The organism is Verrucomicrobium sp. 3C, assembly GCF_000379365.1.
GTDB lineage: Bacteria > Verrucomicrobiota > Verrucomicrobiia > Methylacidiphilales > Methylacidiphilaceae > Methylacidimicrobium.
On sequence record NZ_KB901875.1, the window covers coordinates 1,832,473 to 1,858,576 of the forward strand.

A 26,104-nucleotide genomic window follows, 5' to 3' on the forward strand; every position below is an offset into this window, starting at 1 on the left:
CCGCTTCGCCAAAGCCGTCCATGCCCCCATCTCATGAACTCTCCAGCCCCCAATACCCAAGCGGTCACTTCATCTGCCCTCGCGGCGGTCACTTCACTTGCTTACGACACCCAGGGAAAAGCCGATTGACAGGTGGTGGACAGTGGAGCAAAGTGGCGCGTAAGGGATGGACATGGGTCCCTGATGAACGCAAATTATACCGATACCTTCGAGCATGCCTTCGATGATAAGGGACGGATAACGATACCCTCCGAATGGCGGCAGGAGGGCTACGAGGCGCGGCTTTTTGCTTTCCCCTCCCGATCGAGTTGTCTGAAGGTCTATCCGGAGAGCTGGCTTGCCCGGCTCCAGGAACGAGTCAGCAACCTTTCCTTTCAGGATCCCTCGCGTCAGCAGGTGGAGGCTTTGGCACGCATCGCCCAGATGGTCGGCTGGGATCAGCAGGGAAGAATCGGAGTGAAGGAGCGGTTGCGAAAGCAGGCGGGACTGCGGAGAGAAGCGGTGCTCGCGGGCTGCTTTGATCATTTTGAAATCTGGAGCGCCGAAGCCTGGCGGGCGCTCCAGCCTGGACCCGCGACCTTGGAAGACGTGATGGAGAAGATGGGCTTGTGACGTGGGGTAGAGAGAACGGAGGACCGAGGCAGCAACATGAGCAATTCAATTCCAGCCGAGGTAGGCATGGATGGACCTCAGCATGAGCCGGTCTTGCTTCGCGAGCTGCTGGAAGCGGCCGCGCCGAAGGAGGGGGAATATTGGATCGATGGCACCTTCGGGTTCGGCGGTCATGCCGCGGCCTTGCTTGAGCGGGGCGCTCGGGTTCTGGCGATGGACCGCGATCCGGAGGCGGAGCAAAGGGCGGCTCTCCTCCGGGTTACGTGGGGCGAACGGCTTTCTTTCGTTCGGGGCAATTTTGCCGAGATGGAGGCGGCTGCCGCCGGGATCGGCTGGGACTCTGTCGATGGCGTGGTTCTCGACCTCGGGATCTCTTCCGGGCAATTGGACGACCCCTCGCGAGGGTTTAGCTTCCGCTGGGATGCTCCGCTCGACATGCGCATGGATCCGGCGGGCCCGGTGACGGCGGGCGATCTGCTGCAAGAGCTCGGAGAAGAGGATCTGGCCAGGCTCTTTTTGGTTGCGGCTCGGCCCGGCGAAAGCCGGCGGCTGGCCCGCGCAGTCGTGCGTGCCCGGGAACGTGGTTGCTTGCAGACGACAGGCGACTTCGTTACGGCCATTGGAGCGGCTCGGCCGTCGCGTGGACGTATCCATCCGGCAACGCGGGCCTTCTTGGCGTTGCGGATGGCGGTCAACGACGAATTGGGCTCGCTGGAGAGAGCTTTGCCGGCGGCGTTGCGTTTGCTTTCCTCGGGCGGGCGCCTGGCGGTCATCAGCTTTCAATCGGAGGAAGATCGCCGCGCGAAGCACTTCCTTCGGGAGCATCTGTTGCGAGGAGCGGAGGGGCCCTCCGGAGCGCAGGAAAGCCCTGAGCCCGAGGAAGGGTTTGTACGGCAGGCGCGGTTCCTCCCTTCGGAGGAGGAAAGTTTGCGCAATCCACGAGCGCGGAGCGCCCGCCTGCGGGTGGGCTGGAAGAAGACCAAGGAGGATTTATGAGCGGAAACCGGGTGCGACATCTTGAGCCCTTCCCGTTGAGTACACTCGGGGGATGGATCGTTGCTGTTCTTTTTCTCGCCGGAGTCGGGATTGCCTTCCTTTCCTTCAAGAATCGAGTCGCTCGGCTTTCCATGGACGTGGCTCATTCGGAAAAAGAGCTGGTTCTGTGGAAAAAGCGGAACATGCGGGTGCAAGTGGGGATCGCCCGGGCGAGTTCCGCCGTGGAGCTGGAACGAAGGATCGCCGCCTGGCATATCGGCCTGGTCAAGACGAGTCAACTGGAAGTCGTTCGCATGGAAGAAGGAAAACGCCCTGACGTTCTTGCGGAAACGACAGGGGGAGAACGACGAAGGCTGCCGTGAAAACTCGCCAACGATCGTTGTGGATTCTGGTCTTTCTCGCCTTCGGCTTCACGATCGTTTCGCACAGGCTGGTCGAGCTTCAGCTCGTCGAGCATCCCAAGTATGCACGACTGGCGATGCTCAATCACTGTGCTCGAATCGACCTGCCGGCTCATCGAGGCATGATCGTCGACGTCCATGGGACTCCCCTCGCGCAGAGCCAAGCCGTCTATGAAGTCCGACTCGATGGGAAAAATCTTCTCGATCCCGATCGGGCGCTTCCCAAGCTCGAAAGCCTGCTCGGCCTAAGGCCGGGAACTCTCTCCGGCAGCTTCCGCCCGAGCGAGAGGTATCGACTGCTGGCCAAGAAGGTCGGCGAGGATGCCGTCCAAAAGCTCAGCGCCTTCGAACAGGAGCAGCTGCGCGAGTGGCGCACTGGCGGAAAGACCCCGGAACCTTTCCTTCTCTTTCGCGAGGAGTTTATCCGCGTCTATCCCAACGGGCCGGAGGCTGCGGCGGTGGTCGGCCTGTTGGACGCGGAGGGAAAGGGTGTCGCGGGAGTCGAGCGAGCTTTCGACCGGCAGTTGCGCGGAGTCCCGGGAGAGCGGTGGATCGAAAAGGATGTCTTGGGAAGGGAAATTCCGGCATACCGTGGCTTTAACGCCGCGCCGGTCGATGGAGCGACCGTGCGCCTGACTCTCGATTTGACGATCCAACACATCCTGGAAAAAGGGCTGGACGATCTCGATCGGGAGTTTCGGCCGAAGGCGATCTACTCCGTAGTGATCCGGCCGTCGACGGGAGAAATCCTTGGCATGGCTGTCCGGCCGACGTTCGATCCGAACGACGGAGAGCATGTGCGCCCGGAGTTGCTGCGCAACCGGTGCTTGACGGATCCTGTGGAGCCAGGCTCGATCTTCAAGATCGTCACGCTTGGGGCTGTTTTGCAGGAAAAGCAGGTATCACTCGACACGCCGGTCAACTGTGAAAATGGTGCCTTCTCCTACGCCGGGTATGTTTTGCATGACAGCCATCCCTACGGGGTGCTGACCGTCCGGGAAGTAACGGTAAAGTCGAGCAACATTGGGTTCGCCAAGCTGGGCATCGGCTTGGGCGCCGCGCGGCTCTATCGGTTTGCTCGCGCCTTTGGGATCGGCTCGGCGACCGGGCTTCTGCCCTGGCAAGGAGAGTCGGTGGGGCTTCTGCGCCCTCCTTGGCAGTGGTCGAAGCTTTCGATCAGCCGGATCCCGATGGGACAGGAGGTGATGGTCACCCCGATCCAGATGACCCAGGCGATGGCGGTCATTGCCAATGGCGGTGTGCTCATGAAGCCCATGCTGGTCCGTGGATGGGTGTCCCCGGAAGGCCGGTCCATCTCCTATGTAGCTCCGGAACAGGTTCGCCGCGTGATTTCGGAGAAGACGGCGCGATGGGTTTCTCGTGCCCTCGCCGGGGTCGTTGCGAAGGGTGGCACCGGGACGAAAGCGGCCGTACCTGGATTTACGGTGGCTGGAAAGACCGGGACCGCACAAAAGGCGGTCGGTGGGAGCTACGGGCACGGTCGATACGTTTCTTCTTTCATCGGATATTTGCCGGAGGAAGATCCTCAATTTGTGCTTCTCGTCATGGTCGATGAGCCAAAGGGAGCACGGTACTACGGCGGGGAGGTTGCCGCTCCCGCCTTCAGCACCATGGCCGCTCAGATTGCGGAAGCTTTGGGCGTCGTGCCAAGGAGTGCGCCGGCTCGGGCGGCACACCTAGGAGCGTTGTGACGCTTCGAGATCTGTTGGTTGCTGTCGAACCTTGCGAGGTGGCGGGGAAGGTCGATCCTCTAGTCTCCGGGCTCTGCTACGATTCGCGCATCGCCAAGCCGGGAGACGTTTTTTTTGCCTGGCAAGGCACTCGGGCCGATGGCCACCGGTTCCTTCCGGACGTGATGAGAAGGGGAGCGGTGGCCATCGTCGGGGAGAGGGCCTTCGAGGCGCTACCCCCGCACATCCCCTACGTTCGAGTCGACAACGCCCGCGAGGCCTTAGCCTTGATGGCGGACCTCTTCTATAGGCATCCGAGCGCTTCCATGGATCTAGTTGGAATCACGGGAACCAACGGGAAGACGACGACGGCGTTTCTCGTCCACCATGTTCTCGAGAGGGCAGGGCGCAGGACAGGCCTCATCGGCACGGTGCGATACCAGGTGGGAGAATCCGTTCTGCCCGCGCGCAGAACGACGCCCGAAGGGAGCGACTTGCAGGAGCTGCTCGCCCGAATGCGGGACGACGGCTGCCGAGCCGCCGTGCTCGAAGTTTCCTCTCATGCGCTGGCGCAGGGCAGGGTCGCGGGAGTGGTCTTTGCCATCGGGATCTTTACGAACCTGACTTCGGATCATCTCGATTTTCATGGAAGCGTCGAGGGCTATAGAGCAGCGAAGACCTTGCTTTTTCATCGGCTCGCTGCCTCCAAAAAAGCGGCTTCCGCCGTAGTCAACGCGGACGATCGGGCTTGGCAGGTGCTGGGTTCGGCATCCCGGAGGCCAGATGGGGTTTTCTCCTACAGCGCCTTGGGAGCGCCTCAGGCCGATTTTCGAGCCGAGGGAGTGCGTAAGGACTCTTCCGGAAGCTCCTTTCTCTTGTCCCATCCTGGGGGATCGCTTTCGGTCCGGATTCCTTTGCTCGGATCCTTCAACGTCGAGAATGCCCTGGCGGCTTTCGCCGCCGCGTTCGCCCTCGGCATCGGCCCAAAGGAGATCGCAAGTGCGTTGGAGGTCTTTCCCGGGGTGCCGGGAAGGATGGAGCGCTTTTGCTCCTCGGACGGAGTCATCGCGGTGGTCGATTACGCTCATACGGAGGATGCGCTGCGTAAAACGCTGCTGGTACTTCGGGAGCTGGCGCAGAAGCGGTTGTGGATCGTCGTCGGTTGCGGAGGGGACCGCGACCGAACAAAGCGACCGAGGATGGCGGCCGCAGCTTGCGCGCTTTCGGATCGAATCGTTTTTACCGCCGACAATCCGCGAAACGAACCGTTGGATCAGATCTTCTCAGACATGGCGAAAGGCGTGCCGGAGGGATGCCGGCCTGCCTGGATTCCGGACCGCCGTCAGGCGATCGAGCATGCCTTGCGGGAAGCCGAAGGGGGCGACCTGGTTTGTGTGGCCGGCAAGGGACATGAAACGACCCAGGAAGTGCAAGGCGTCTTTCACCCCTTCGACGATCGGAGTGAGGTAGGCAAGATTTTGGCGGAGAGGTGATAGAAGAATATGGAGCCGTGTTCTCTTGGGCGAATCGAGGAGTGGAGCGGCGGATCCCGGGAGCGCGGAGACGCCAGACTCATCCTCTCCCGCGTGCACGCCGACTCGCGAACCGTTCAGCCCGGAGACTGCTTCTGGGCTCTTTCCGGAACGAACTTCGATGGGCATGATTTCGTCGAGGAAGCCTTTCGTCGCGGCGCGCGGGCCGCGGTCGTCGCCCGGACTACGGATCGGCTCTCCCTTCCCGTTGACGCCGGCATTGTGGTTGTAACGGACACCCTTGCCGCACTACAGCGGTTTGCGCATCAGTATCGCCGCTCTCTCTCCGCGAAAATAGTAGCGGTGAGCGGAAGTAGCGGAAAGACGACGACCAAGGAATTGATCTTGAGCGTCTTGCGGAGCCGGTTCGCTGTGCTCGGCAACATGGGGAATCGAAACAATCAGATCGGCCTGCCCCTCGCGATTCTCGACTTCTCCTCAAAGATTGCCTTAGGTGTCCTCGAAATGGGGACGAACCATCCCGGGGAGATCGCTCGCCTTGCGGCGATCGCTGCTCCCGACATCGGGGTTCTCACCAATATTGGCTTGGCCCACGTCGGCTTCTTCGGAAGCGAAGAGGCCATTGCAGAGGAAAAGGCAGCCCTCTTGGCTGCCCTTCCTCCGGATGGAGGGGCGGTCCTGCCGGACGAGGACGGATGGATTCGTCGAATGGCCGATCGGTGCCGGGGCAGGGTGGTCTGGGTCGGCTCTGGCCCCGAGGCGGCTTGGCGGGCCCGGCAGGTCGAGATGAGGGAAGGAGGCGTTCACTTCCTGCTCCAGGGGGACTCGGTGGAGCTGCCGGTACAGCTCCGAACGGCGTCTCGGGCGGTGGTCACCGACGCCTTGTTGGCTGCGGGTGTAGGAGATCTGGCGGGATTGTCGGCCGAGGAGATCGTTCGTGGATTGGAAGAAGCGGTCTACCCAGCCCATCGAATGGAGGTGCGCCGCTTTCCAGATGGCTGGGTCATCGACGATAGCTACAACGCAAATCCGGATTCCGCCTTAGCCGCTCTCCACGCCCTTGTAGACTTTCCCAAGGGCGAGCGGAGAGGGGCCGTCCTCGGCTCCATGGGTGAGCTCGGTTCACAATCCTCGGCATTGCATGAGCGCTTGGGACGGAGCGCCGGCGTCTTGCCGCTTGCCTTCCTGATAGTGGTTGGCCCCGAGGCAGAGTGGCTGGAGCGGGGGGCGGTCGCGGCTGGGTTGCCCGCAGAAAGGATCCGTCTCTGCGCCCATGTGGACGATGCGATCCGGGAGCTGCAGGCCTTGCGACGGGGAGGAGACGTGATTTTGGTGAAGGGGTCCCGATTTCTTGGGCTCGAGCGATTGGTGCAAGCTCTCTCTAGCGCGGATAGCGGTGGCAAAGAAGCACGATGAGCAAGCAAGAGGCGAGGACGGCGCGAAAGGAGGTTCGAAGTGCTCTACTATCTGCATTTTCTTTCCGGGCATTTTATCGGGTTTAACGTCTTCCGCTACATTACGTTCCGGTCGGTCGCCGCGGCGCTGACCGCCCTTTTTCTCTCTTGGAGCTTCGGTCGGCCCATGATCGCCATGCTCCGCCGTTTGAAGATGGGCCAGCCGATTCGTGGAAAAGAGGAAGTGAGGCACCTGGCCGATTTGCACGGGGCAAAGGCTGGAACACCCACGATGGGTGGATTGCTGATCCTCTTTTCCCTTGCCGGAAGCTGCCTTCTCTGGGCCGTGCCGACCAACCGCTTTCTCTGGATCTGCTTGGGGGGGACGGCCGTGCTAGGAGCCCTTGGCTTTTGGGACGACTATCTCAAAGTCGTGCAGAAAAAATCCGCGGGAATCCCCGGGCGCGTCAAGCTGTTGGTCCAGGCCGCCGTTGCCCTGATTGCCGGGGCGCTGATCCTCGCGGGTCACGAGACAGGCCGGGAAGCAAGCCAGATCGCGGTTCCCTTCCTGAAATCGATCTCGCGGATCGAGCTCGGCTGGGCGGCCCTTCCCTTTTTCCTGCTGGTCGTCATGGGCTCGTCGAATGCGGTGAATCTCACCGACGGTCTGGATGGACTTGCGATCGGGTGCTCGATCGGGGTCTCCTTTGTTTTTGCCGTTTTCTCCTACGTGGCAGGGCGCCCGGACTGGAGTGCCTATCTTTTCGTGCCGCACGTGCGCGGCGCGGACGAACTGGCCGTTTTCTGCGCGGCGCTCCTCGGAGCCTCGATTGGCTTCCTCTGGTACAACTGTCATCCGGCGGAAGTCTTCATGGGGGACACCGGCGCTTTGGCACTGGGAGGGGCCTTCGGCCTGGTCTCCATCGCTATCGGCCAGGAGCTTCTTCTCGTTGTGGCGGGTGGCGTATTCGTTCTGGAAGCTCTTTCGGTCATGATCCAGGTTGCTTCCTTCAAATTGACCGGGAATCGGGTCTTCGCCATGGCTCCCCTCCATCATCATTTCGAGCTGAAAGGTTGGGGGGAGTCACGGGTGACGGTTCGGTTCTGGATTTTAAGCCTGCTCTGCGGGCTGCTCGCGCTCTCGAGCCTCAAACTAAGATGAAAGTGCCCATTCGAGGAGAGCCCGGTCGATGAGGAGAAGAACGCGATCTTCGGCCAAGGTGCTGCGCTGGAAGCCATCGGGCCCGCCGAGCGGACTCGCGGCAGGCGGCTCCTCGGGTGCGATGGATCTAGTGCAGCGAGAGCTGCCTCTCAGGGAAGGCACGATGGGCCTTCGGGTCATCACGGTGATCCTGGCGGTCATGCTGCTCCACGTTCTCTTTATTGGAGGCGTCGCCCTCTTCAATCTTTTCGGTGGCGGTGCGAAGTCCGCACGGATCGATGGCAGCCGACAGAAGGGCCCAGTTGGTGCCACTGCCTCGGGCGGCAGGCTGGCCGGAAAGCCGGAAGGGGAGAAGGGCTCGACAGGGGCGCCAACTTCTTCCGCCGCCTCGCTCGCCCACGCGGCTGGGGGAAGTGGGAGAAGCGGTGTCTCCCCGTCTTCGGGCGGCGAAGATGCGGGAGAGAAAAAGGGTTCCAAGAAGCGACCTCGGCGCCTCGCTCATAAGGAGAACGCGGGAAAGTCGGCCTCGCCCGATTCGGCAGCAGCGACAGAGCGGCGGAGCGGGACGGCTGCTCCCGAGGCAGGCCAGAACGAACCGACAAGCCCGGCACCTCCGGCCGTGGCAGCCCCACCCCGCATCTACCATGTGGTCCACGGAGACACCCTTTGGCGGATTGCGCGACGCTACCACGTCGGTTTATCCGATTTGATGACCGCTAACGGTCTGAGCGCATCGAGCAAGCTTCATATCGGAGAGGAGCTTCGCATTCCACCAGCGAAGGCGGGTCGGTCCCGCCGGGGCAGCGGTGCCGCAGGAGGTTGAGGCGAAAGAGTGAGTAGGAGGGAGTGAACGAGAGACAGCTTCACCGCTGGGTCGGATATGTCCTGACCTTGGTCGCCTTTGCGCTCCTGGGGCTCGGCTTGATCGCCCTCTATAGCGCGGCCGGCCGTTTCGTGGGCGACAAGGACAGCTCTCTTCTTCCGCTTGTGGAGAGGCAGCTCTGCTGGATCGGGTTGGGGATCGCCGCCGGTGCCATCCTGACGCGCATCGATTATCATTGGTTCTTGAACCATTCCTGGGAGCTGCTGGGAATCGGGTTGGGTCTCCTCCTGCTCTGTTTCCTTCCCGGAATCGGCCATCGCGTCCACGGATCTTCCCGCTGGATTACCCTCGGTCCGTTGACCTTGCAACCTTCGGAACTCATGAAATGGTCTCTCTGTGTCTTTGCCGCCGCCCAATTGGGAGAAGCCAATTCACACCGGCTACGATGGCGGCGCTACGCCGTGGTTCTGTTGGTGACCCTGGCATTCGCGGGCATCCTTCTTCTTGCGCGCGATCTGGGCAGCGCAGCCCTCTACCTCACCCTGGCCATGGTGGTTTTAATCATTGCCGGGCTGCCTCTCTGGCTCGTCGGGCCGGGGGGCCTCGCGGCAGCCGGCTCGATTCTCGGAGTGGCTTTGAGCATTCCCGAGCGCAGAGCCCGGCTGCTCGCCTTCTGGAACATGGAAAGCGACAAGCAGGGGAAGGCCTATCAGGTCTGGCAGGCGCTGGTGGCTCTCGGGTCCGGCGGGGTGACCGGGCTCGGATTGGGGAACAGCCGGCAGAAGATGTATTATCTGCCGGAAGCAACGACCGATTTTATTTTTCCGATCCTCGGGGAAGAGCTTGGTCTTTGGGTGACCTTAGGAGTGGTGTTGGCGTATCTTGCGCTCACCCTGTGTGGCGGGTGGATTGCGCTCTTTGCCCCCGACGGGGAGGGACTCGTATTGGGTATGGGACTGGTCACGCTGATCGCCGTGCAGGCGATCGCCAATCTCGGTGTCGTCACGGGGCTCTTGCCGAACAAAGGTCTGCCCTTACCCTTCATCAGCTATGGCGGCTCGAATCTTCTCTTTTGTCTCATGGCCCTGGGCACCCTTCTCAACATCCATCGCCAGGGAGGCCGGGGCTCGGCTTTTTCCGTAGAGTCCCACGGGGCTCAGCGTAGCGTGCGGTTATGACCAAGAAGCCTGTCGTCATCGCCTGCGGCGGCACAGGCGGGCACCTTCTGCCGGGACTGGCCGTCGCCGAGGAGTTGCGGCGCCGGGGCAAGGAGGTCTGTCTGCTTCTCTCCGAAAAGCCGATCGATCGGACCGCCTTGGAAGGGGAAGGGAATTATCCTTGGGAGACGCTTCCGGCCATGGGATGGCCTGGGGCTTTCTCTTCCAAAACGCCCGCTTTTTTCCTGCGCCTGTGGCGAAGTTGGCGGAGTTGCGCGGCTCTCTTCGGTCGGCTGAGTCCCGGAGCGGTTCTTGGGATGGGAGGCTTTCTAAGCGCAGCACCCCTGCTCGTGGCAAAGAGACGGCGGATTCCGACCCTGTTGCATGAATCGAATGCCGTGCCCGGACTTGTGACTCGTCTGTTTTGCCGCAGGGTCGACCGGCTTCTCTTGGGTTTTGAAGCTTGTCAGAAACGGTTGCCGGGAATCTCGACGGTTGTAACCGGCACCCCTTTGCGCCGCAGCCTCCGTAGAGTTCCGCGCGAGGAAGCGGCGAAGGCACTCGGCCTATCGCCGGATCTCCTGACGATTCTTGTCCTTGGAGGCAGCCAGGGCGCCCAGGCGCTCAATCGTCTTTTGCGGGAGGCCGCGCCCGCTTTGGTACGAGCTTTGGATCGCGCGCAGATTCTCCACCTGTCGGGTCTGGCGGATCGCGAGGTCTGTCTGGCTGTCTATCGGGCGCGCCAGATTCCCGCACTGGTGGAAAGCTTTTCCCATCGGATGAACCTCTTATACAGCTTGGCCGATATCGCGGTTGCCCGTGCCGGAGCGGCGACTCTCTCGGAAATGGCTTTTTACGAGCTGCCGAGTATCCTGGTGCCTTTCCCCTTCGCGGCCGACGATCACCAGCGGGCCAACGCAAAAGCTTTCGTGGCGGCGGGAGCGAGTTTGTCCTACGATCAAGCGACCCTGACCGGGGAGCGGCTGGCGGCGAAGCTCGTGGAGCTTTTGCGCGACGACGGGAGGCGGGGAGAGATGGGCCGAGCGGCCGGGGGCTTGGCCCGGCCGGAGGCGGCGCGGGCCGTGGCAGAGGAGGTGGAAAGGTGCATGCAAGGTTGACGAGTCGATGGACCAGCTGCTTGAGTCGGCGGGCTTGGATCCATCTAGTCGGTGTGGCGGGCTCCGGGGTCGGACCGCTTGCTCGCCTCTTGTTGCTGCTCGGTCATCAAGTTTCGGGATCCGATCGGCGCAGGACCGCCGCCGTCGCGGATCTCGAGGAATTGGGGTTGCGTTTTTCCTATGGACACGACGGCGATCTACCGGAGGGAGTCGACCTCCTGGTCTACTCTTCTGCCGTTGGGGAGGATAATCCCGAGCGCAAGGTCGCGGTGGCGCGCGGAATTCCGACCGCGCGAAGGGCCGACCTTCTCCAGGAACTCTGCCGCGCCAAGAAATCGATCGTTGTTGCGGGAATGCATGGAAAAACGACGACTACGGCCCTCCTCGCCCACATCCTGCGCCAGAGCGGATGGGAGCCCTCGTACTACGTCGGGGGGGATGCCCCGGTTCTTGGTGCGAACTCCGATTGGGGAAAAGGGGATTACATGATTGTGGAGGGGGACGAGAGCGACGGCACGCTGGCTTCCTTTGAGCCCAACCATGCCGTGCTCCTGAACGTGGAGGAAGAACATGTCGACTTCTATCCGGGGATGGAAGCGATCCTCTCGGTTTTTGAGACCTTCTTGAATCGGTGTTCGGGAAAGATCGTCTATTGTGCGGACGACCGGAATGCCGCCCAGCTCTGTGCCGGGCGCGACAACGCGGTAGGCTACGGACTCGGCCCGAGCGGGTGGTATCGCGCCGAAAGTGTGAACCCAGGACCTTTCGAGAGCACCTTCCTCTTGGTCGCGGGAGGGGAGCCGATCGGGGAGATCCGCGTACCTCTTCCGGGAGGGCAAAATGTCCAGAATGCGTTGGCCGGAGTCGCGCTCAGCCTGGAGCTTGGGCTGCCGTTCGCCGACATCGGTACGGCGATGGCGGGCTTCCGGGGAGTCAAGCGGCGTTTCGAGGTGCTCTTCGCTGGTTCCTCCTTCCTGGTGGTCGATGATTACGCGCACCATCCCACGGAGATTCGAGCGACGCTGGCCGCTGCTCGGGGAGCCGGACGGAAGCGGGTGGTGTCTCTTTTTCAACCTCACCGGTATTCTCGGGCGCATGGGTTGGAAAAAGAGTTTGCGACCGCATTCGGAGGGGCGGACCTGGTCTTGGTGACGGACATCTACGGTGCGGGCGAGGAACCGATCGAAGGCGTGAATTCGGAGCGGCTGGCACGGACGATTGCCGAGAGGAGCGGAGTGAGGGTGCTCTCCGCCTGCGGCGCCTCGGAAGCGAAGAGAATGGCGGCGGCAAGCCTGCGCCCTGGAGATCTCTTTCTCGCCATGGGGGCAGGCGATGTACACCGGGTGGCCCGGGCGCTTGCCGAGCAGTGCGCCCTTTATGAGGAAGTGCGGCGATCCCTGTCGTCGGCCGCAGTTCTGGCGATGGCGGAAGACCTTGCCGGTCATACGGTGGCCCGGCTGGGCGGCCCCGCGGAATTTTGGTGCGAACCCGCCTCTGGGGAAGATGTGCGTCGGCTGGTCAAGATTGCTGGACGAGAGAAGATCCCTCTGACGGTGCTTGGCGCCGGTGCCGGGGTCTTGATCCTCGACGGGGGAATTCGCGGCCTCTGCTTGAGCCTTCGTCACCCATCGCTATCTCGGGTAGTAGTGGACGGAGAATGGGTGGAGGCCGGCGGGGGCGCTCTCCTCGGTCAACTTGGCGCCGAAACCGTCCGCCTGGCAGTGGATGGCTTCTCCTTTCTCGCCGGCGTCCCAGGGACCGTGGGAGGTCTCTTGGCCCGAGGAGCCGGCAGGGTCAGGGAGCGCTTCGAACGCCGACTCGAAGAAGTCGTCCTGGTGGACTGGGAAGGGGAGCTCCGAACCTTTTCCCGCGGGGAGAACGGACCATGGCCCAAGGACGGGCTCTTCGGCAATCATGGCATCGTCGTCGGCGTGCGGCTGCGGACTCTTTCCTCCGGGAAAGAAGAAGCTCCCTCGGTCCCGTTTTCCCACTCGGATTCCGGATCGGGAGATGGCACAGGATCTGAGATGAGCGATCGATGGCTGGAGGGAGTCTTCCGAAATCCCAAAGGAGGCGACATCGACCGATTATGGAAACGGCTAGAGCCCGACCCGATCGTGATTGGTGGAGCATCGGTCGATCCCTCCTTCCCTAATCGGGTGCGGTTGCGGGGAGAAGCCAAAGCGGCGGATGTGCTGGGTGTCATGGAAGAAGTCCGCCAGCGGTTGCGCGAACAGACGGGAGTTGAGGTCGATTGTAACCTGGCCATAGTCGGGGAAGAGGAGCATTCGTGAACAAGAAAGTTCGAGTGGTGGTCTTGGAAGGGGGACTTTCGCAGGAGAGAGAGGTCTCCCTGCAATCAGGACGGGCCGTGACAGCGGCCTTGCGGCAGTTGGGCTATCCGGTCGAGGAGCTCGATCTGAAGGAGGCGGACTTGCCCCTTCCCGGCGGCACGGACATCGTTTTCCTCTGTTTGCACGGAACATTCGGAGAAGACGGGCAGGTGCAGAGGTTGCTTCTGCGTCGCGGGTTTCCGTTCACGGGCAGCGGTGCCGAGGCCAGCGAGCGGGCTTTTGACAAGTCGTGGAGCAAGGAGATCTTCCGAAAAGCCGGCGTCCCGACTCCGAATTGGACCCTGGCGGGTTCCGCTGATAAGATACCGCTGCCCCTTCCTTTTGTGATCAAGCCCTCGCGGCAGGGGTCGAGCGTTGGGGTGAGCCGCGTTTTTCAGAAAGAGGACTATCCCGAGGCCTTTGCCAAAGCCGCGGCTGAGGATCATTTGGTCATCGCGGAATCCTATGTCGAAGGGCGTGAACTCACAGTCAGCATCTTGGGGGACGAACTCCTGCCGATCGTGGAGATCCGCCCAAAGACCGGTTTTTATGACTATCGTAACAAGTATACCACTGGAGCCAGCGACTATCTCTGTCCCGCGCCTCTCCCTGCGGGCCAAGCCAGGACGGCGGCCGAAGCGGCTCTTGCCGCTTATCGAGCCTTGGGTTGCACGGTCTACGGGAGGGTGGACTTGTTATTGGATGCGGACGGGAAGCCCTGGGTGCTGGAGGTGAACACGATTCCCGGCATGACAGAGACGAGCCTTTTCCCGAAAGCCGCGCGGGCGGCCGGGATCGCCTTTCCGCAACTCTGCGAAAAGGTGCTTCGGCTCTCTTGGACGGAAAGGGAGGCAGGGCGATGAACCGATTCCGCAAGCCCGTCCATCGAAAACGGGTCCGGCAGAGCGTGCTGCAGACCAGGGCGGGTCCGCAGGAGCGCCGGCGGGTGTTTTTGCGGCGTCTCTCGTGGGTGGTTCTCTTCCTGGCCGGCCTCTTTGTCGTCGGCGCTGGCGGGTATTATGTCGGCACTCGCTTGGCTCTGCCCTTTCTAGCGGGCGATTCGCGATATGCCCTCCACGAAATCCGGATCGAGGGCACGACGCATCTCCCTCGCAAGGAGATCTTGTCCGCATCGGGATTGCACCTGGGTCAGAACTCGCTGGGGGTCTCGCTGCCGGAGGTGTATAAATCGGTTGCGGCCCTTCCCTACGTGCAGCGAGCCTCGGTTCGTCGAGAGCTTCCCGACCGCATCACCATCACCGTCGAGGAGCGCGTTCCCCTCGCGAAGCTCTGGACGAAGGGAAAGCGGTTTGCGGGTCAGAATCTATGCATCGATCTCCAGGGAGTTGTTTTCGTGGCGAGGAAGGGCGAGGTCGTTGCGCTCTTGCCCGAGATCGAAGGAGTGCTCTCCGACGACCTGGAGATCGGAAATCGGCTGGATAGTCCGGAATGTCGTGGGGCGCTGCGACTGCTCCGGTTGCTTCAAGTGACGCCCTCCTTGCGGAATCTTCTCGATCCGGCGAGCCTCGACGTCTCGGGCCATCTCTGCCTGAGAATCGTGACCCGGGATGGGGTCACCATCGCCTTGCGCTTGGATCATCTCGAGAGGCAGATGAAGAGGTTGCAAAACATCTACGCCTTTTCACAGAGCCGGGGTCGCAAGGTGGCTTCCGTCGACTTGACTCCGGAGCAGAATGTTCCGGTCGTTTTTGACTATTAGGAGGTTTTTTTAGGAGGTTTCCCATGTTCGGCGCCAAATCTGGATCGGTTCTCGTCGGATTGGAAGCGGGAACCAGCAAGATCAAGGTGGCCGTGGCGGCGCTCGGCGCCAAAGGATCCCTTTCCCTCCTTGGAGTAGCGGAGAGCCCATCGACGCACATTCGCAAATGCGAAATTACCGATTGCGAGATGACGCAGAAGGCCATCCACCAAGCGATCCTGGATGCGGAAGCGAAAACCGATGTTTCGATCGGAGAGGTTTACCTCGCGATTTCGGGTGCCCATATTCGCTCCTTCCAGAGCCGTCTGGCCCTCGATCTGGGCGAGGAGGGGACGATGATCGAAGGGGGCCATCTGCGCGAGCTGCGCGCGCTCGTGCGCCAGCAAGCCCTGCCGCCGGGTCAGATCTTGCTGCACGATCTGTTGCAGACCTACATTCTCGACGACGGCACGGCGACAGCCAACCCGGTCGGTCTCTTTTCTCGCCGGCTGATGGCCGACTTTCACCTAGTTTCCGGGATTGCGACGCGTCTCCAGACCACGGTCCACTGCGTGAAGGGGCTCTCCCTGCGCGTCAAGGGCTATGCCCTGTCGATCTACGCCACCGCCCAGGCGCTCCTGAGCCCTGAGCAGAAGAGATATGGCGCGATCGTCATTAACTGCGGAGCAGGGATCACCGATTATATCGTTTATCGGAATGGCTTCGTAGCCCATTCCGGCACGCTGGGAGTGGGAGGAGACCATCTCACCAACGATCTAGCCGCAGCGGTCAAGATTCCGTTTCCGCGAGCCGAGGAACTGAAGAGAACCTACGGTACGGTAGATCTGCGGGAGGAAACGGCTTATCGACGGGTCAGTCTTCCCGCAGAAGGCTCCTACGAGCAGCGATTCGTCCCGATATCCTTGATCGTGGAAGTTCTCCAGGCGCGCCAGTCGGAGATTTTTGAAATCATTCGGGAAGATCTGGAAGCGCAGCCGTTTTGGCAGAGTTTCTCTGGAACGATCTTTCTGACCGGCGGAGGCTCCCAGCTAGATGGCATTCAGAAATTGGCCCAAAAGGTTTTTGATCAGCCTGTGGAAGCAGCGAAGCCGCTCTCCTTCGATGGGGAAGTCGCCTGCGAGGCGAAACAGGATTGGACGACCGTGCTGGGCCTCTTGCGGTATGGTCGGATCCTGGAGATGCAAGAGAGCGGGGGCGGGCGATGGGATCGCATGGGCCGGTCGTTGCGCCGATTCTTTTCGGGGATTCGGTTTTTTTAGCCTGCATGTCTCACAAAGTGCGTACCCGAGGTGCGGTGAATGGGCCTGGATGCAAGGCGGGGCGCAGGTTTTTCCCCGGAGCTATAGGACGATATCCTGCAAGGAGGGCCAAAAACCCAAGTTCCAACGAGGCAGACAGTTCCATTTCACAAGCCGCAGGAGAACGCTTGTGAGTTATGCAGGCTATGTGAGAATTCGGGCAGCGGGTGAAGCAGCATGAGCATTCGGATCGTCGGAGCCGGCGCTGCGGGAATCAACGTCCTGGATGAGTGGATTCTCCTGTCCGATTGTCCGGAAGGGAGTCTGGCCTGCGACGGAGAGGCTTCCTCGGTCGAAGGGTCGCTTGCTTCCGAGAAGCTTCTCCTCGCTCCCGATCTGGTAGGTGGACTCGGATGCTTCGGGAGCCGTGATCTGGCCTGGCGGCTGGTGGGGCGGGAGAATCAGCGGTTGGACAACCTCCTGAAGGATTGCACCGATCTATTGATCGTAACGAGCCTTGCCGGGGCAACAGGTGCGGCGGTGGCCGAAGCCCTTTCTCTTAAGGCGAGGGAGCGGGAGATCCCGACCACGATTTTCGGTCTCCTCCCCTTTCCCTTTGAAGCCGAGGAGAGGCAGAAGGCGGCCCAAGCCGCCCGTGAGGGATTCTCGGCAGAGGCCTCTGTCTTTGTTTTTTCGACGGCGAGGGTGTTCCCGCAAGATTCCGATTGGGGGGTCGCATTCGTGCGACGCGGCTTGCGTGAACTTCAGGGGGCAATCGCCCAATGGGTCGATGCCTGGGCGGCAATGGCCAATGGAATCGTCCTTCCGGCTGGAGGAGGAGGCGAAGCGGAGACTTCTCTATTCGCGGGAGTCGGGGAGATTCAGAATTGCCATATTTTCCTTGGGGAAGTGGGCTCTTGCCTCGATGCCTCCTTGTCGGCGTTCCTGGAGACCAGCGAATTTAGACAGGTAGCCGAGGAAGCCGACCGTTGCCTGGGATATGTCGAGGCGAGCGAAGAGCCCTCGGGCTGGGAGAGTGAACTCGAGAGGCGGCTCCAGGATCAACTCCCCAATGGGGCGCGCATCTCCTTTTTCCGGCGAAAGCGGGCTCGATCGATGCGAAATCGCCTTATGCTCCTCCTAGGTCGAGCAGCCTCTGCGCTCCCCAAGCCGGCACCCCCGGAACGGGTTCCAGAACAGCGGAACCAACCTCGTACCGATGGGTTAGAGCGTTCCCGCATCACGGTCGCGCCAGAGAGGGAACTCGCCCATTCCTCTGCGGAAAGCACCCCGTTTTCGAAAACAGCGGCCACCCTGTATAAGGGGGAAAATCTGGACATTCCCGCCTTTCGACGGCGGAGTGGGAGCCGACTGGAACGGAAATGACTTCTCGGAAGCCGAATTGGGCTTCCGAGGCGGCAGTCCACGGGCTGGGTAGTAGGAAAGGGATGGAAACCGACCGGCGGAAAAGGGAGGAGAGCCAGGGCGCCTTGATGGCTTTCGACAGCCCGATCCGCCAGAAGCGGCTCGAAAAAAGGCTTCCGCAGAAAGAGGTGGCCAGCCGTGTCGGGATTACGCGGCAGGCCCTCCACTCCATCGAGACCGGGCGCTACATTCCGAACACGCTCGTCGCTATCCGCCTGGCGCGAGCGCTCGGAAGCCGGGTGGAGGAGATCTTTCCCTGTTGGGAAGGGATCGATCTTCCTAGCTTGTCCGGCCCCTTTCCACAAGAGGAAGGCGGGAGGCGGCTGGTCTTGGCGGATGTGCGCGGCCGGCTGATCCCCTACCCGGTCGAACGGCTGGAAGAGGGCTCGGGGGCCTTCGTCGCGGCCGATGCTCTCCTTCCTGACGATCGTAAGGAAGGGCCTTGGACGCTTCTCTCCTCCGCCTCCGCGATACAACGCAGCGCCTTCCTGCTCGGCTGCGACCCCGGCATCGGCCTGCTCGTCGAGAGAATCGCCGCAGTGAGTCGGGACCGCCTGCGCTGGGTGCCTTGCGCGAGCGAAAAGGCGGCAGCGGCCCTTCGAGCGGGTCAGACGCACTTGGCGGGCTGCCATCTTCCCGGTGGGGAAGCACGCAACAACGTTGCCCTGGCACGGGAGGCCTTGCAGGGAGTCGGTGGAATCTTGGTCCGTTTTGCCCAGTGGGAAGAGGGGATTGCCGTGCCCCGAGGGAACCCTCTGGGTGTTCGCTCTGTGGGAGATCTGACGAATCCGCGGTTGCGCTTCCTCAATCGGGATGTTGGAGCAGGGAGCCGAACCCTTCTCGACGATCTGCTCCGAAAACAGGGGGTTCCCGGGAATGCGATCCAAGGATATCAGAGAACGGCTCGCAGCCCGGTGTCCGCCGCACGGGCGGTGGCCGGTGGAGCGGCCGACGCCGCCTTGACCAACCGCGCCTGCGCGCATGCGCAGGGGCTGGAGTTCGTCCCCCTGGGAACAAGCGACTTTGATTGGATCGTTCCACAAGATCAGGTCGATCATCCCACGGTTGCCTTGCTCCTGGATCTGCTTTCCGATTCGCGGATGCGGGCCGAGTTCGCCGCTCTTCCTGGATATGAGGTTAGCCGGATGGGGACCGTAGCGGCGCGATTCGCCAGGGAGAGCGAGAGCGTGAGCTAAGCCGCAGGAGAAAGATTGTGAGAAATGGCGGCTAAGAAATGTCCGCCGCGTCGCCCCCTTTTCCGCCCGAGCCTTGCGCTCTCCAGAGCGTCCGGTAGAGACCGTTTCGAGCCAGGAGGTCGCTATGTCGGCCGGACTCACCAATGCGCCCTTCGTTCAAGACGTAGATCCAATTCATTTCGCTGGCTAGGCGAAGTCGATGGGTGACTAGCAGGGTCGTCTGGCGGGTGGAGAGAAGAAGCAAGCTTTTGAGTATTTCCGCCTCGACGGCGGGATCGAGGGATCCGGTCGGCTCGTCGAGTAGGAGAATCGGAGCCTGCCGTAAGAATGCGCGGGCGATTCCGATCCGTTGCCGCTGGCCGCCGCTCAAAGTCAGTCCATGCTCTCCGACGAGCGTCTGATACTTCTGCGGCAGCCGCACGATGAACTCGTCGGCTTGCGCCGCTTGCGCCGCCTTCTCGACCTCCGCAAACGAGGCGGAGGCCCGCCCCAAGGCGATGTTTTCCAGGATCGTGCCTTGGAAGAGAACCGTATCCTGCGGAACGATCGCCAGATTTTCCCGTAGGGATCTCTTCTTCACCGTCCGGATATCGATGCCGTCGATCCGGATGGTGCCGGCGGAAGGCTCGAAAAAGCGCGGAATCAGCGCGAGGAGCGTGCTTTTTCCGCTACCGGTCGGACCGACGATGGCGACTCGCTGACCCGGCGCAACATGGAAGGAGAGGTCTTGGAGGACGGGCGAGTGGCCCTCATAGGAAAATCGCACATGCTCGAAGGCGATCTCTCCGCGAGAGCGCGGGAGGTCGGTCGCCTGCGGCAAGTCGGGGATCGTGTCGCCGGTCTGGAGAACCTCGAAGACGCGGGCCAGGCGTGCCGCGGCATCCTCCAGAGCCCACGCCGTGTACGACAACTGTTCGAGTGGTTGATAGAGCAGGGCGAGATAGCTGAGGAAAATCCAGAGTTCGCCCACCGTTAGGTGCCGCTGAGGGATCTGCTGCGCTCCGACGAAAAGAACCAGCGCGGCTCCGAGAGCTGTGATCACGGTCGCTGCCAAGGCGGACAGGCTGTTGGTCCAGAGGAATCGGAGGTTCGCCTGGCGGCTTGCCTCCACATGGCTGCGGAAGGTCGCGAGGGCGTTCTCTTCGCTGCCGTAGGCTTGAAGCAACTGAATGTTCGCCAAGCCCTCCGACACTTGGGCAAGCACCCGGCTCTCCTTGTCTTGGAGATCCCCGCTTTGCCGGCGAATCCGCCCCGCGAAATGGCCGACGACGAACCAGAGGAACGGCAGGACTCCGAGAGCGCACGACGCCAAGACAGGGTTCATCCGAAAGAGGACGACGGCGGCGCCGATCAGTGTCGCGCTCGATCCCAGGACCGTGCCGAGCCCCCTTTGGAACAGCGCCTGAATCGCCTGCGCGTCATAGGCGACCCGGTAAGCCAAGTCAGCTTGGACGCGGCTCCGATGGTAGGCAAGCGGAAGGCTTTGCAAATAGCCGAAGAGATCCGTGCGTAGAAGCACGAGAGCCCGCAGTCCGCATCGATACAGGAGGACATTGGCCCAGAGGTTGAGGCCCCCGTGCAGGAGAGAAAAGCCGACGAGAGCCGCGGCGGCGCCGAGTGCGGCTTCCGGCAGCGAAAGCGCCCCTCCGAGGAAATGGATTTTCCCAGGACGCGGAAGGAGGAAGTTGTCGATGAGCCACTGTACGGGCCAAGGCCGTAGGAGGCTTGCCGCCACGGTGAGGAGAAGCAGGCAGGAAGCGAGCAAGGCGGAGCCCGTGACGCCGGAGAGGTAGGGGAAGCAACTGCGGTAGCTCGACCAGCGGCCTCTTCGTCCGCCTTGCGGCCCGCCGCGGATCGCCGAATCCGATGAGGCCGAACCTCGGATGGCCGAAATTGGGTTCATGCGCTAGCCGTCCTGGTGCGGGAGGATTGAGGAACGGGCGATCCGCGAGCCGAAGGGACGCCAGGAAACCCGGTGCAGGTCGAGCCGCCGGCCCGCGTCCGCCACGAGGTCCGCAAGCTGGCGCTGTAGGCGGAGCCCTTCGCGTGCCCAGAGGAAGAAAGCCGGCACGGCTCCTGCGGCTAGAAGCAGGGTGGACTCGCCGAAGGAGGGGAAAGCTGCGGCCAGGACGAGGCCGCCGCTCGTCCAGCAGAGAATCGCCAGAGGGCTCGGACGGAGGAGGGTCGCGACCCGGAGCAGCCTTCTCCCTTGCGGGTAGACTTCCGTCAGGGTACGGAGCCGTGCATTCCACCAAGGTCCGGAGAAGATGTGGATATCCCAGCGGCCCCAGCCGGCGTCGAGGGCGTAGGAATAGCCCCTTTCCGTCAGGACGGCCTGGATTCGGGCCAGGAGATCCATGCGCTCGATGCCGGATTCGCTCCAGAGAGCGACTCCCTCTCCGGAGAGGGTCGCGTCGATCGTGGACGTGGGATCCAGGGTGCAAGAGGCCCGGGGAACCGGCTTCCCGCGAAGCCAGACCAGCCGCCGGGGAATGGCGCGGGCGAGCGGTTGCAAGAAGGCCAGGGCGCAAACAAGGAGCCGATTAGCCCGGGTCGCGAAGGGTCGTGCGATCTCCCTGCGAAGCCCGTAGATCGCGGCGGGAATCAGGCTGGCCGAGAGCAGGAGAGTCGGGACGAGAAACGCGGGCCATTCGAGGCAGAACGGCAGCGTGAAAAGCACGAGAATCATCCATTCGGCGCTGGAAACGATCGCCGCCCAAGAAGGTTCCGCGCGGGAGTAGAGGCATTGGAATAGGCCGCCGGCGAATGGGCCGCGGTAGACCAGCGGAGAGGAAAGGGAAAGGGACGCCACGCCCGGCGCATAGATTTGCCCCTTCCAGGATGCGGTGCCGTCCGAGCGGAAGCGGCCGAGGTGGCGGAAGCGCAGGAGGGCTTCGGCCTTTCCGTAACCGGCCTGCTGCCGCAGGTAGGCCGAGAAGGTCGAGCGCCGATGGTGCCGGACCAAGGCGCCGGGAGCAAAGCCGAGACGGTCACCGCGATCGATGAGCCTCCAGCAGAGGTCGACATCATCCCCGGCGACACGAAATTCGGGAAGAAACCCTCCCACCGCTTCCAGGACGGATCGTCGAAAGGCCATGTTGCATCCAGGAAGATGTTCCGCCAGCCGCTCCGTGAGCAGAACATGAGTCGGGGCGCCGGGCGCCGCCGCGATCGAGGCTTCGATCGCCGTGGTTGGGGGAGGGGCGATGTTCGGGCCTCCCGCACCCGCCAGGTCGCCCGATTGGAAGGCGCGGGCCAGAAAATAGAGCCAGTCCTGGTCGGCGATGCAGTCCGAGTCGGTGAAGGCGACGATTTCTCCCTCGGCCGCGGCGATGCCTCGGTTTCGAGCGACCGCCAAGCCGAGATTCTCCTGGCAAAGGAGGTGGATTCCCTCGAAGGCTTCGACTACTTTCCGGGAGCCATCGGTGGAGCCGTCATCGACCACGACGATCTCGAACGTGGGGTAGTGGAGCCGCTGGAGCGAACGGAGGCAGCCGTCGAGGAATCTCTCGCCGTTAAAGTTGCAGACGACGACGGAGATCTTCGGAGCGTAGGGCAGGGGAAAGCGCCGAAACAGGGGCTCTTTCCAGGAGCGAAAGAGAGCCTGCACCCGGTGAAAGCTAGGCTTCGGGCTCCGATCCTTCCGCACCAATCCGAACGCCCAATCGGTGATCTCCAAGCCTCCCGTGAACCATTCGTCCGTCCACGAGAAAAGGACGGTTCCGGCCAAGCCCGACTGAAAAACCGTTTCCACGTGGGCGGCGAGGAGATCGGCCTGCTCGGTCTCCGAATGACGCAGGGTGTCCATACCGAACTCGGTGATCAGCAGGGGCTTCTCGCCGGAAAGATTCTGCAGGCGCGCTAAATAGGCGCTTAGATCCGCGGGCCGATGAAGATACAAGTTGAAGGCGACGAAGTCGACCGAAGGAGGGTGGAGATATTCGGTCGGGGGATAATTCGCGTAGCTGACGAGAGCACCGGGATCCTCTTCTCGCACGATCTCGGTCAAGGCGTCGATATGACGCTCGATTCTCCCCGCTCCGGCCCATCGGAGGAGATCAGGAGGCATCTCGTTGTCGACCAGATAGGCGAAGATTGCCGGATGTCGGGCTCTCTCCCTCACCGACCGGCGAACATGATCGCGGATCTTTTGCAGCACCCGCCGGTCCTTCCAGAAAAGGGTGCGCTCGATCCAGGGGATCGTGATCAGCACCCGCAGTCCGTGATCGAGGGCGGAATCGAGCAGGTCGAGCGGAGGAAGATGATAGACGCGGAGGAGATTGCAACCGCACTCCTTCATCCGCGAGAGGTCGTCCCGCAGCACCGTCGGATCGGGGAAAGGAACTCCGTCGATCGGACGAGGAGAAAACGGGCCGTAGGTCACCCCTTGGATGGGAAACTTCTTTTCCTCTTCGAAAAAAAACTTCCCACGAATCTGGATACGGGCGACCCCCATAGGAGATAGGAACGGCGCACCACGAAGGTGCAGGGCCGCTAACCGGCTCTTGGAGAGAATCCTAGCGGCTCCTCCGGAAGGTTGGCAAGGCTGCGCGGCTCCTCCGACGCGATGGCTGCACTTTACGGAAGGAAAGCCCAAGGAGTAAACAGGGACGATGCGGAACGAAAGCGAGAGGGCCCGGTTTGGGCTCCGGCTCGTCCATCAAGGCAAGGTTAGAGATCTCTATTCCTGGCGCGATGAGCTTTGGCTCGTCGCCTCGGACCGGATCTCGGCATTCGACTGTATCTTGCCGACCCCGATTCCCGGCAAGGGGGAAATCCTTACCCAGATCAGCCGCGGTTGGTTTGCTCGCTTAGCGCCCCTTTGTCCCAATCAGGTCTTGGGCTACGATCTTCCGCCGGAGGTTCCCTTTCGGGACTGGACCGGACGGCTGACGCGAGCCAAGCCGTGCCGTCCTCTTCCAATCGAGTGCGTCGTGCGCGGCTACCTTGCGGGCTCCGCTTGGAAGGAGTACGCGAGCACGGGAAGGGTGGCGGGCGTCGCGCTTCCTCAGGGACTGCGGGAAGGGGATCGCCTGTCGGAGCCGCTGTTCACTCCCACGACGAAAGCGCAAGTCGGGCATGATCTGCCGCTCACTCCGTCCGAGGCGGAGAGGCTGCTTGGAACGGCGCTGCATGCGCGAGTCTCCTTGCTCTCCCTGAGGCTTTACGAGGCGGGACGCCAGTACGCGGCGGAACGGGGGATCCTCGTCGCCGACACGAAGTTTGAGTTCGGGATCCGAGGAGAGGAGATGCTCCTGATCGATGAGGTTTTGACTCCTGATAGTTCCCGGCTCTGGCCGCAATCGGAGTATGAACCCGGGGGAGCCCAGCCCAGCTTCGATAAGCAGTTCGTACGTGACTTACTGGAATCCCTCGCCTGGAATAAACGGCCGCCTGCGCCCGCTTTGCCGGATGTCATCGTGGCGAAGACCCAGGCCAAATACCGGGAGGCGTTGCGGCGCCTTTTCCCGGAACTCGAGAAGGAGATTCCGCTGCGTGGCGATCTCGGCGCCTAGGGAGCGGAAGGGGATAGGGCGGCAGAGACCCAAGAGTGGTTCATACCGGCTTCCCCGGACAGCGTCGGGCGCTTCGGGCGGATGGCGGCGGCGCGAGCGAGACAATTTGCGGGCGATCCGGTTATATCGGTAAATGTTTTGCTCTCGAAAGCGATTGCGGGATGGAAGGTCTCTTCCCGGCGGGTCGGATTCGTGAAGAAAAGCAAGAAGTGTCACGTAGGTTCGGAACGGCGAGCCCGCCTGTCTCGCAAGCGTTTTCCTCTGGCTTGCGAACTTGGTGAGACAGGCAGGCTTGTGGCGTTGTGGGCAGGGATGCTGCTTGGGCTCATTGGTTCTACTAGGCCGGTAATCGCCGAGACCGAGCCGAAGGCGGAAAAGGCGCAACCGGTCCACGCGGTCCTGGCTGCTCCGTCCTATCGCCAGCAGGTGCAAGGACGTCCCGCCCCCGGCAATGCCCCTTCCCTCGAAACGCTCCTGGAAGCGGTCTCGCCGATCGCCGCAAAACGAGCGGATCCGAACGCGATCGATCTGGCCGCTTGCTACCAGATGGCGGCGATCCGCTGGGATCAGCTCAAGATCGACTACCAGACCCTACGCGCGCAGCAGGCGGTGGTGACACAAACCCTGTCGGCGTTCTTTCCGCAGTTTACCTGGGAGAACATGCAGAGCTTCCAGAACACGACGGGGGTCATTCCCACCGTCAGCGGGGTGGCCGTGGGAACCTCCCAGGGATACTTCTCGTTCAACGGGATCAATACCACCTGGCTGCTCTTCGATAGCCTGAGGCAGCAGAACCGCGTGGCCGCGGCTCGGGCGGACGTCGCCGCGCAGTCCTACAGAATGCAAAGGGATTATCAGATGCTCTACCTGAACGTCGCCCAGGCGTTTTATCAAGAGCTCAATTACGAAGGGAGCGTCTCCATCCTCGAAGATCAGATCGCGGCTCTCCAAGGGCTCGTGACCGAGCTCGAATATCGGCTCAAGATCGGGAGGTCTCGTCCCGCCGATGTCTTCCAAGGGCAGGCGAATCTCGCTGCGGCGGTAGCCCAGCGGGAGGGGTACATCGGCTTGATGAATCAGTACAAGTCGACGCTCAACTACTACTTGGGCATCGGCCCGGAGAAGGTCGATCTCAAGGAGACCCAAGCCTTTCCCGGGTCGCAGAGCTTGGAGGAGTACCTCGTTCATGTGGGGAGCCGGCCGGACGTCCTGGCGCAACTCCAGCTCCTCCGTGCGCAGAAGGCTCAGCTGGCCGTCGCCATCGGCAATTTCGGTCCGCGCGCGGGGGTGTCGGGCAGCTACTTTTTGAGCCACCAGCCGGACTCGCCGGTCCTCTGGACCGTCAACATCGTGGCGACGATGCCGCTCTTTACCGGCGGCCTCCTCACCGCCACCGTCCGGGAAGAGCGGGCGCTCGTGCATGTCGCCGAGCTCCAAGTGGAGAACTTGAAGCGCACCGCCGACCAGACCCTTCGCATCGCCTTCGCGCTCTTCAATGCCGCTGTGGAGCAGGTCCTCCAGTACCGGGAGCAGGTCGAGGTTTCCGCGCTCTACTATGCGGCGCAGCGGGACGACTTCCAGCGCGGAGTCGTCCAGCTCCTCGACGTCCTCGTGGCCCTGAACACCTATCAGCAGGCGCGGCTCGCCCTGCATCAGAATGAGATGAACGCCCGCTACCAGTTGATCAATCTCTTCGTCCAGGCTGGCTTGACTCCAACCAATATCGAGGCCACGGGCCTTCCCTTGCACAACGTTCTCCGCGCCAATCCACCCGTCGGTCCAGGCACCCCGCCGGCGCTCAAGGCTTCGATTCCGTAGCGGCTGGCCGG

Annotated in this window: 20 protein-coding genes; 18 read left to right on the forward strand and 2 right to left on the reverse strand. The window is 62.2% G+C overall.

The window, feature by feature from the left end; genetic code table 11:
- Positions 1-183 precede the first annotated feature (183 nt).
- The 16 genes from A37A_RS0109675 to A37A_RS16915 all read left to right on the forward strand — a co-directional run bounded on the left by A37A_RS0109675 (position 184) and on the right by A37A_RS16915 (position 18,759).
- Entirely contained in the window at positions 184-612 is a 429-nt protein-coding gene (locus tag A37A_RS0109675; protein WP_018291300.1) for a division/cell wall cluster transcriptional repressor MraZ, read from the forward strand.
- Positions 613-648: 36 nt separating this feature from the next.
- On the forward strand, positions 649-1,608 hold the full coding sequence (gene rsmH, locus A37A_RS0109680; protein WP_020494258.1) for a 16S rRNA (cytosine(1402)-N(4))-methyltransferase RsmH: 960 nt from the start codon (positions 649-651) through the stop codon (positions 1,606-1,608).
- Positions 1,605-1,970, forward strand: a complete 366-nt coding sequence (locus tag A37A_RS16905) for a hypothetical protein (RefSeq protein WP_020494259.1) — start codon at positions 1,605-1,607, stop codon at positions 1,968-1,970. Before rsmH ends, A37A_RS16905 begins: the two co-directional genes overlap by 4 nt.
- Positions 1,967-3,721, forward strand: coding sequence for a penicillin-binding protein 2 (locus A37A_RS0109690; RefSeq protein WP_018291303.1), 1,755 nt, complete (start codon positions 1,967-1,969; stop codon positions 3,719-3,721). The genes A37A_RS16905 and A37A_RS0109690 overlap by 4 nt, the downstream gene beginning before the upstream one ends.
- A complete protein-coding gene (locus A37A_RS0109695) occupies positions 3,718-5,193 on the forward strand; it encodes a UDP-N-acetylmuramoyl-L-alanyl-D-glutamate--2,6-diaminopimelate ligase (RefSeq protein WP_018291304.1) in 1,476 nt (491 codons plus the stop codon). The genes A37A_RS0109690 and A37A_RS0109695 overlap by 4 nt, the downstream gene beginning before the upstream one ends.
- 9 nt (positions 5,194-5,202) lie before the next feature.
- Positions 5,203-6,609 (forward strand): UDP-N-acetylmuramoyl-tripeptide--D-alanyl-D-alanine ligase, encoded by a 1,407-nt coding sequence (gene murF, locus A37A_RS0109700; RefSeq protein ID WP_018291305.1) that lies wholly within the window; start codon positions 5,203-5,205, stop codon positions 6,607-6,609.
- Between the two features lie 39 nt (positions 6,610-6,648).
- Complete coding sequence (gene mraY, locus A37A_RS0109705; protein WP_018291306.1) at positions 6,649-7,749, forward strand: phospho-N-acetylmuramoyl-pentapeptide-transferase; 1,101 nt, start codon at positions 6,649-6,651, stop codon at positions 7,747-7,749.
- A 28-nt stretch (positions 7,750-7,777) separates the two neighbouring features.
- On the forward strand, positions 7,778-8,572 hold the full coding sequence (locus A37A_RS0109710) for a LysM domain-containing protein (RefSeq protein WP_020494260.1): 795 nt from the start codon (positions 7,778-7,780) through the stop codon (positions 8,570-8,572).
- Positions 8,573-8,595: 23 nt separating this feature from the next.
- Positions 8,596-9,750 (forward strand): FtsW/RodA/SpoVE family cell cycle protein, encoded by a 1,155-nt coding sequence (locus tag A37A_RS0109715; RefSeq protein WP_018291308.1) that lies wholly within the window; start codon positions 8,596-8,598, stop codon positions 9,748-9,750.
- On the forward strand, positions 9,747-10,847 hold the full coding sequence (gene murG, locus A37A_RS0109720) for an undecaprenyldiphospho-muramoylpentapeptide beta-N-acetylglucosaminyltransferase (protein ID WP_018291309.1): 1,101 nt from the start codon (positions 9,747-9,749) through the stop codon (positions 10,845-10,847). Before A37A_RS0109715 ends, murG begins: the two co-directional genes overlap by 4 nt.
- Positions 10,832-13,141 (forward strand): UDP-N-acetylmuramate--L-alanine ligase, encoded by a 2,310-nt coding sequence (murC, locus tag A37A_RS18400; protein ID WP_081616245.1) that lies wholly within the window; start codon positions 10,832-10,834, stop codon positions 13,139-13,141. The genes murG and murC overlap by 16 nt, the downstream gene beginning before the upstream one ends.
- Entirely contained in the window at positions 13,138-14,043 is a 906-nt protein-coding gene (locus A37A_RS0109730) for a D-alanine--D-alanine ligase (RefSeq protein ID WP_018291311.1), read from the forward strand. Before murC ends, A37A_RS0109730 begins: the two co-directional genes overlap by 4 nt.
- On the forward strand, positions 14,040-14,900 hold the full coding sequence (locus A37A_RS0109735; protein ID WP_020494262.1) for a cell division protein FtsQ/DivIB: 861 nt from the start codon (positions 14,040-14,042) through the stop codon (positions 14,898-14,900). The genes A37A_RS0109730 and A37A_RS0109735 overlap by 4 nt, the downstream gene beginning before the upstream one ends.
- A gap of 23 nt (positions 14,901-14,923) precedes the next feature.
- Positions 14,924-16,159, forward strand: a complete 1,236-nt coding sequence (ftsA, locus tag A37A_RS0109740) for a cell division protein FtsA (protein ID WP_018291313.1) — start codon at positions 14,924-14,926, stop codon at positions 16,157-16,159.
- 216 nt (positions 16,160-16,375) lie between these two features.
- Positions 16,376-17,524, forward strand: a complete 1,149-nt coding sequence (locus A37A_RS0109745; protein ID WP_018291314.1) for a hypothetical protein — start codon at positions 16,376-16,378, stop codon at positions 17,522-17,524.
- Positions 17,521-18,759 (forward strand): substrate-binding domain-containing protein, encoded by a 1,239-nt coding sequence (locus A37A_RS16915; protein WP_018291315.1) that lies wholly within the window; start codon positions 17,521-17,523, stop codon positions 18,757-18,759. The genes A37A_RS0109745 and A37A_RS16915 overlap by 4 nt, the downstream gene beginning before the upstream one ends.
- Before the next feature lie 31 nt (positions 18,760-18,790).
- Here the strand turns inward: A37A_RS16915 and A37A_RS16920 are convergent, their stop codons facing one another.
- Both A37A_RS16920 and A37A_RS16925 read right to left on the reverse strand, forming a co-directional pair.
- On the reverse strand, positions 18,791-20,662 hold the full coding sequence (locus A37A_RS16920) for an ABC transporter ATP-binding protein (protein ID WP_018291316.1): 1,872 nt from the start codon (positions 20,660-20,662) through the stop codon (positions 18,791-18,793).
- A 3-nt stretch (positions 20,663-20,665) separates the two neighbouring features.
- On the reverse strand, positions 20,666-23,215 hold the full coding sequence (locus tag A37A_RS16925; protein ID WP_018291317.1) for a glycosyltransferase: 2,550 nt from the start codon (positions 23,213-23,215) through the stop codon (positions 20,666-20,668).
- A gap of 157 nt (positions 23,216-23,372) precedes the next feature.
- Here A37A_RS16925 and A37A_RS0109765 point away from each other — a divergent pair, with 157 nt between their 5' ends.
- On the forward strand, positions 23,373-24,275 hold the full coding sequence (locus A37A_RS0109765) for a phosphoribosylaminoimidazolesuccinocarboxamide synthase (protein WP_018291318.1): 903 nt from the start codon (positions 23,373-23,375) through the stop codon (positions 24,273-24,275).
- Positions 24,276-24,569: 294 nt separating this feature from the next.
- The gene (locus tag A37A_RS0109770; RefSeq protein ID WP_231363848.1) at positions 24,570-26,093 is read left to right on the forward strand and encodes a TolC family protein; all 1,524 of its coding nucleotides are present in this window, start codon (positions 24,570-24,572) and stop codon (positions 26,091-26,093) included.
- The last annotated feature ends 11 nt before the right edge of the window (positions 26,094-26,104 follow it).

What these genes read in the sequence shown, in the direction of transcription:
- A37A_RS0109675 (WP_018291300.1), top strand. Translation starts at nt 184, where the DNA reads ATGAACGCAAATTATACCGATACCTTCGAGCATGCCTTCGATGATAAG.
- rsmH (WP_020494258.1), top strand. Translation starts at nt 649, where the DNA reads ATGAGCAATTCAATTCCAGCCGAGGTAGGCATGGATGGACCTCAGCAT.
- A37A_RS16905 (WP_020494259.1), top strand. Translation starts at nt 1,605, where the DNA reads ATGAGCGGAAACCGGGTGCGACATCTTGAGCCCTTCCCGTTGAGTACA.
- murF (WP_018291305.1), top strand. Translation starts at nt 5,203, where the DNA reads ATGGAGCCGTGTTCTCTTGGGCGAATCGAGGAGTGGAGCGGCGGATCC.
- A37A_RS0109710 (WP_020494260.1), top strand. Translation starts at nt 7,778, where the DNA reads ATGAGGAGAAGAACGCGATCTTCGGCCAAGGTGCTGCGCTGGAAGCCA.
- murG (WP_018291309.1), top strand. Translation starts at nt 9,747, where the DNA reads ATGACCAAGAAGCCTGTCGTCATCGCCTGCGGCGGCACAGGCGGGCAC.
- A37A_RS0109735 (WP_020494262.1), top strand. Translation starts at nt 14,040, where the DNA reads ATGAACCGATTCCGCAAGCCCGTCCATCGAAAACGGGTCCGGCAGAGC.
- ftsA (WP_018291313.1), top strand. Translation starts at nt 14,924, where the DNA reads ATGTTCGGCGCCAAATCTGGATCGGTTCTCGTCGGATTGGAAGCGGGA.
- A37A_RS0109745 (WP_018291314.1), top strand. Translation starts at nt 16,376, where the DNA reads ATGAGCATTCGGATCGTCGGAGCCGGCGCTGCGGGAATCAACGTCCTG.
- A37A_RS16915 (WP_018291315.1), top strand. Translation starts at nt 17,521, where the DNA reads ATGACTTCTCGGAAGCCGAATTGGGCTTCCGAGGCGGCAGTCCACGGG.
- A37A_RS16920 (WP_018291316.1), bottom strand. Translation starts at nt 20,662, where the DNA reads ATGAACCCAATTTCGGCCATCCGAGGTTCGGCCTCATCGGATTCGGCG.
- A37A_RS16925 (WP_018291317.1), bottom strand. Translation starts at nt 23,215, where the DNA reads ATGGGGGTCGCCCGTATCCAGATTCGTGGGAAGTTTTTTTTCGAAGAG.
- A37A_RS0109765 (WP_018291318.1), top strand. Translation starts at nt 23,373, where the DNA reads ATGCGGAACGAAAGCGAGAGGGCCCGGTTTGGGCTCCGGCTCGTCCAT.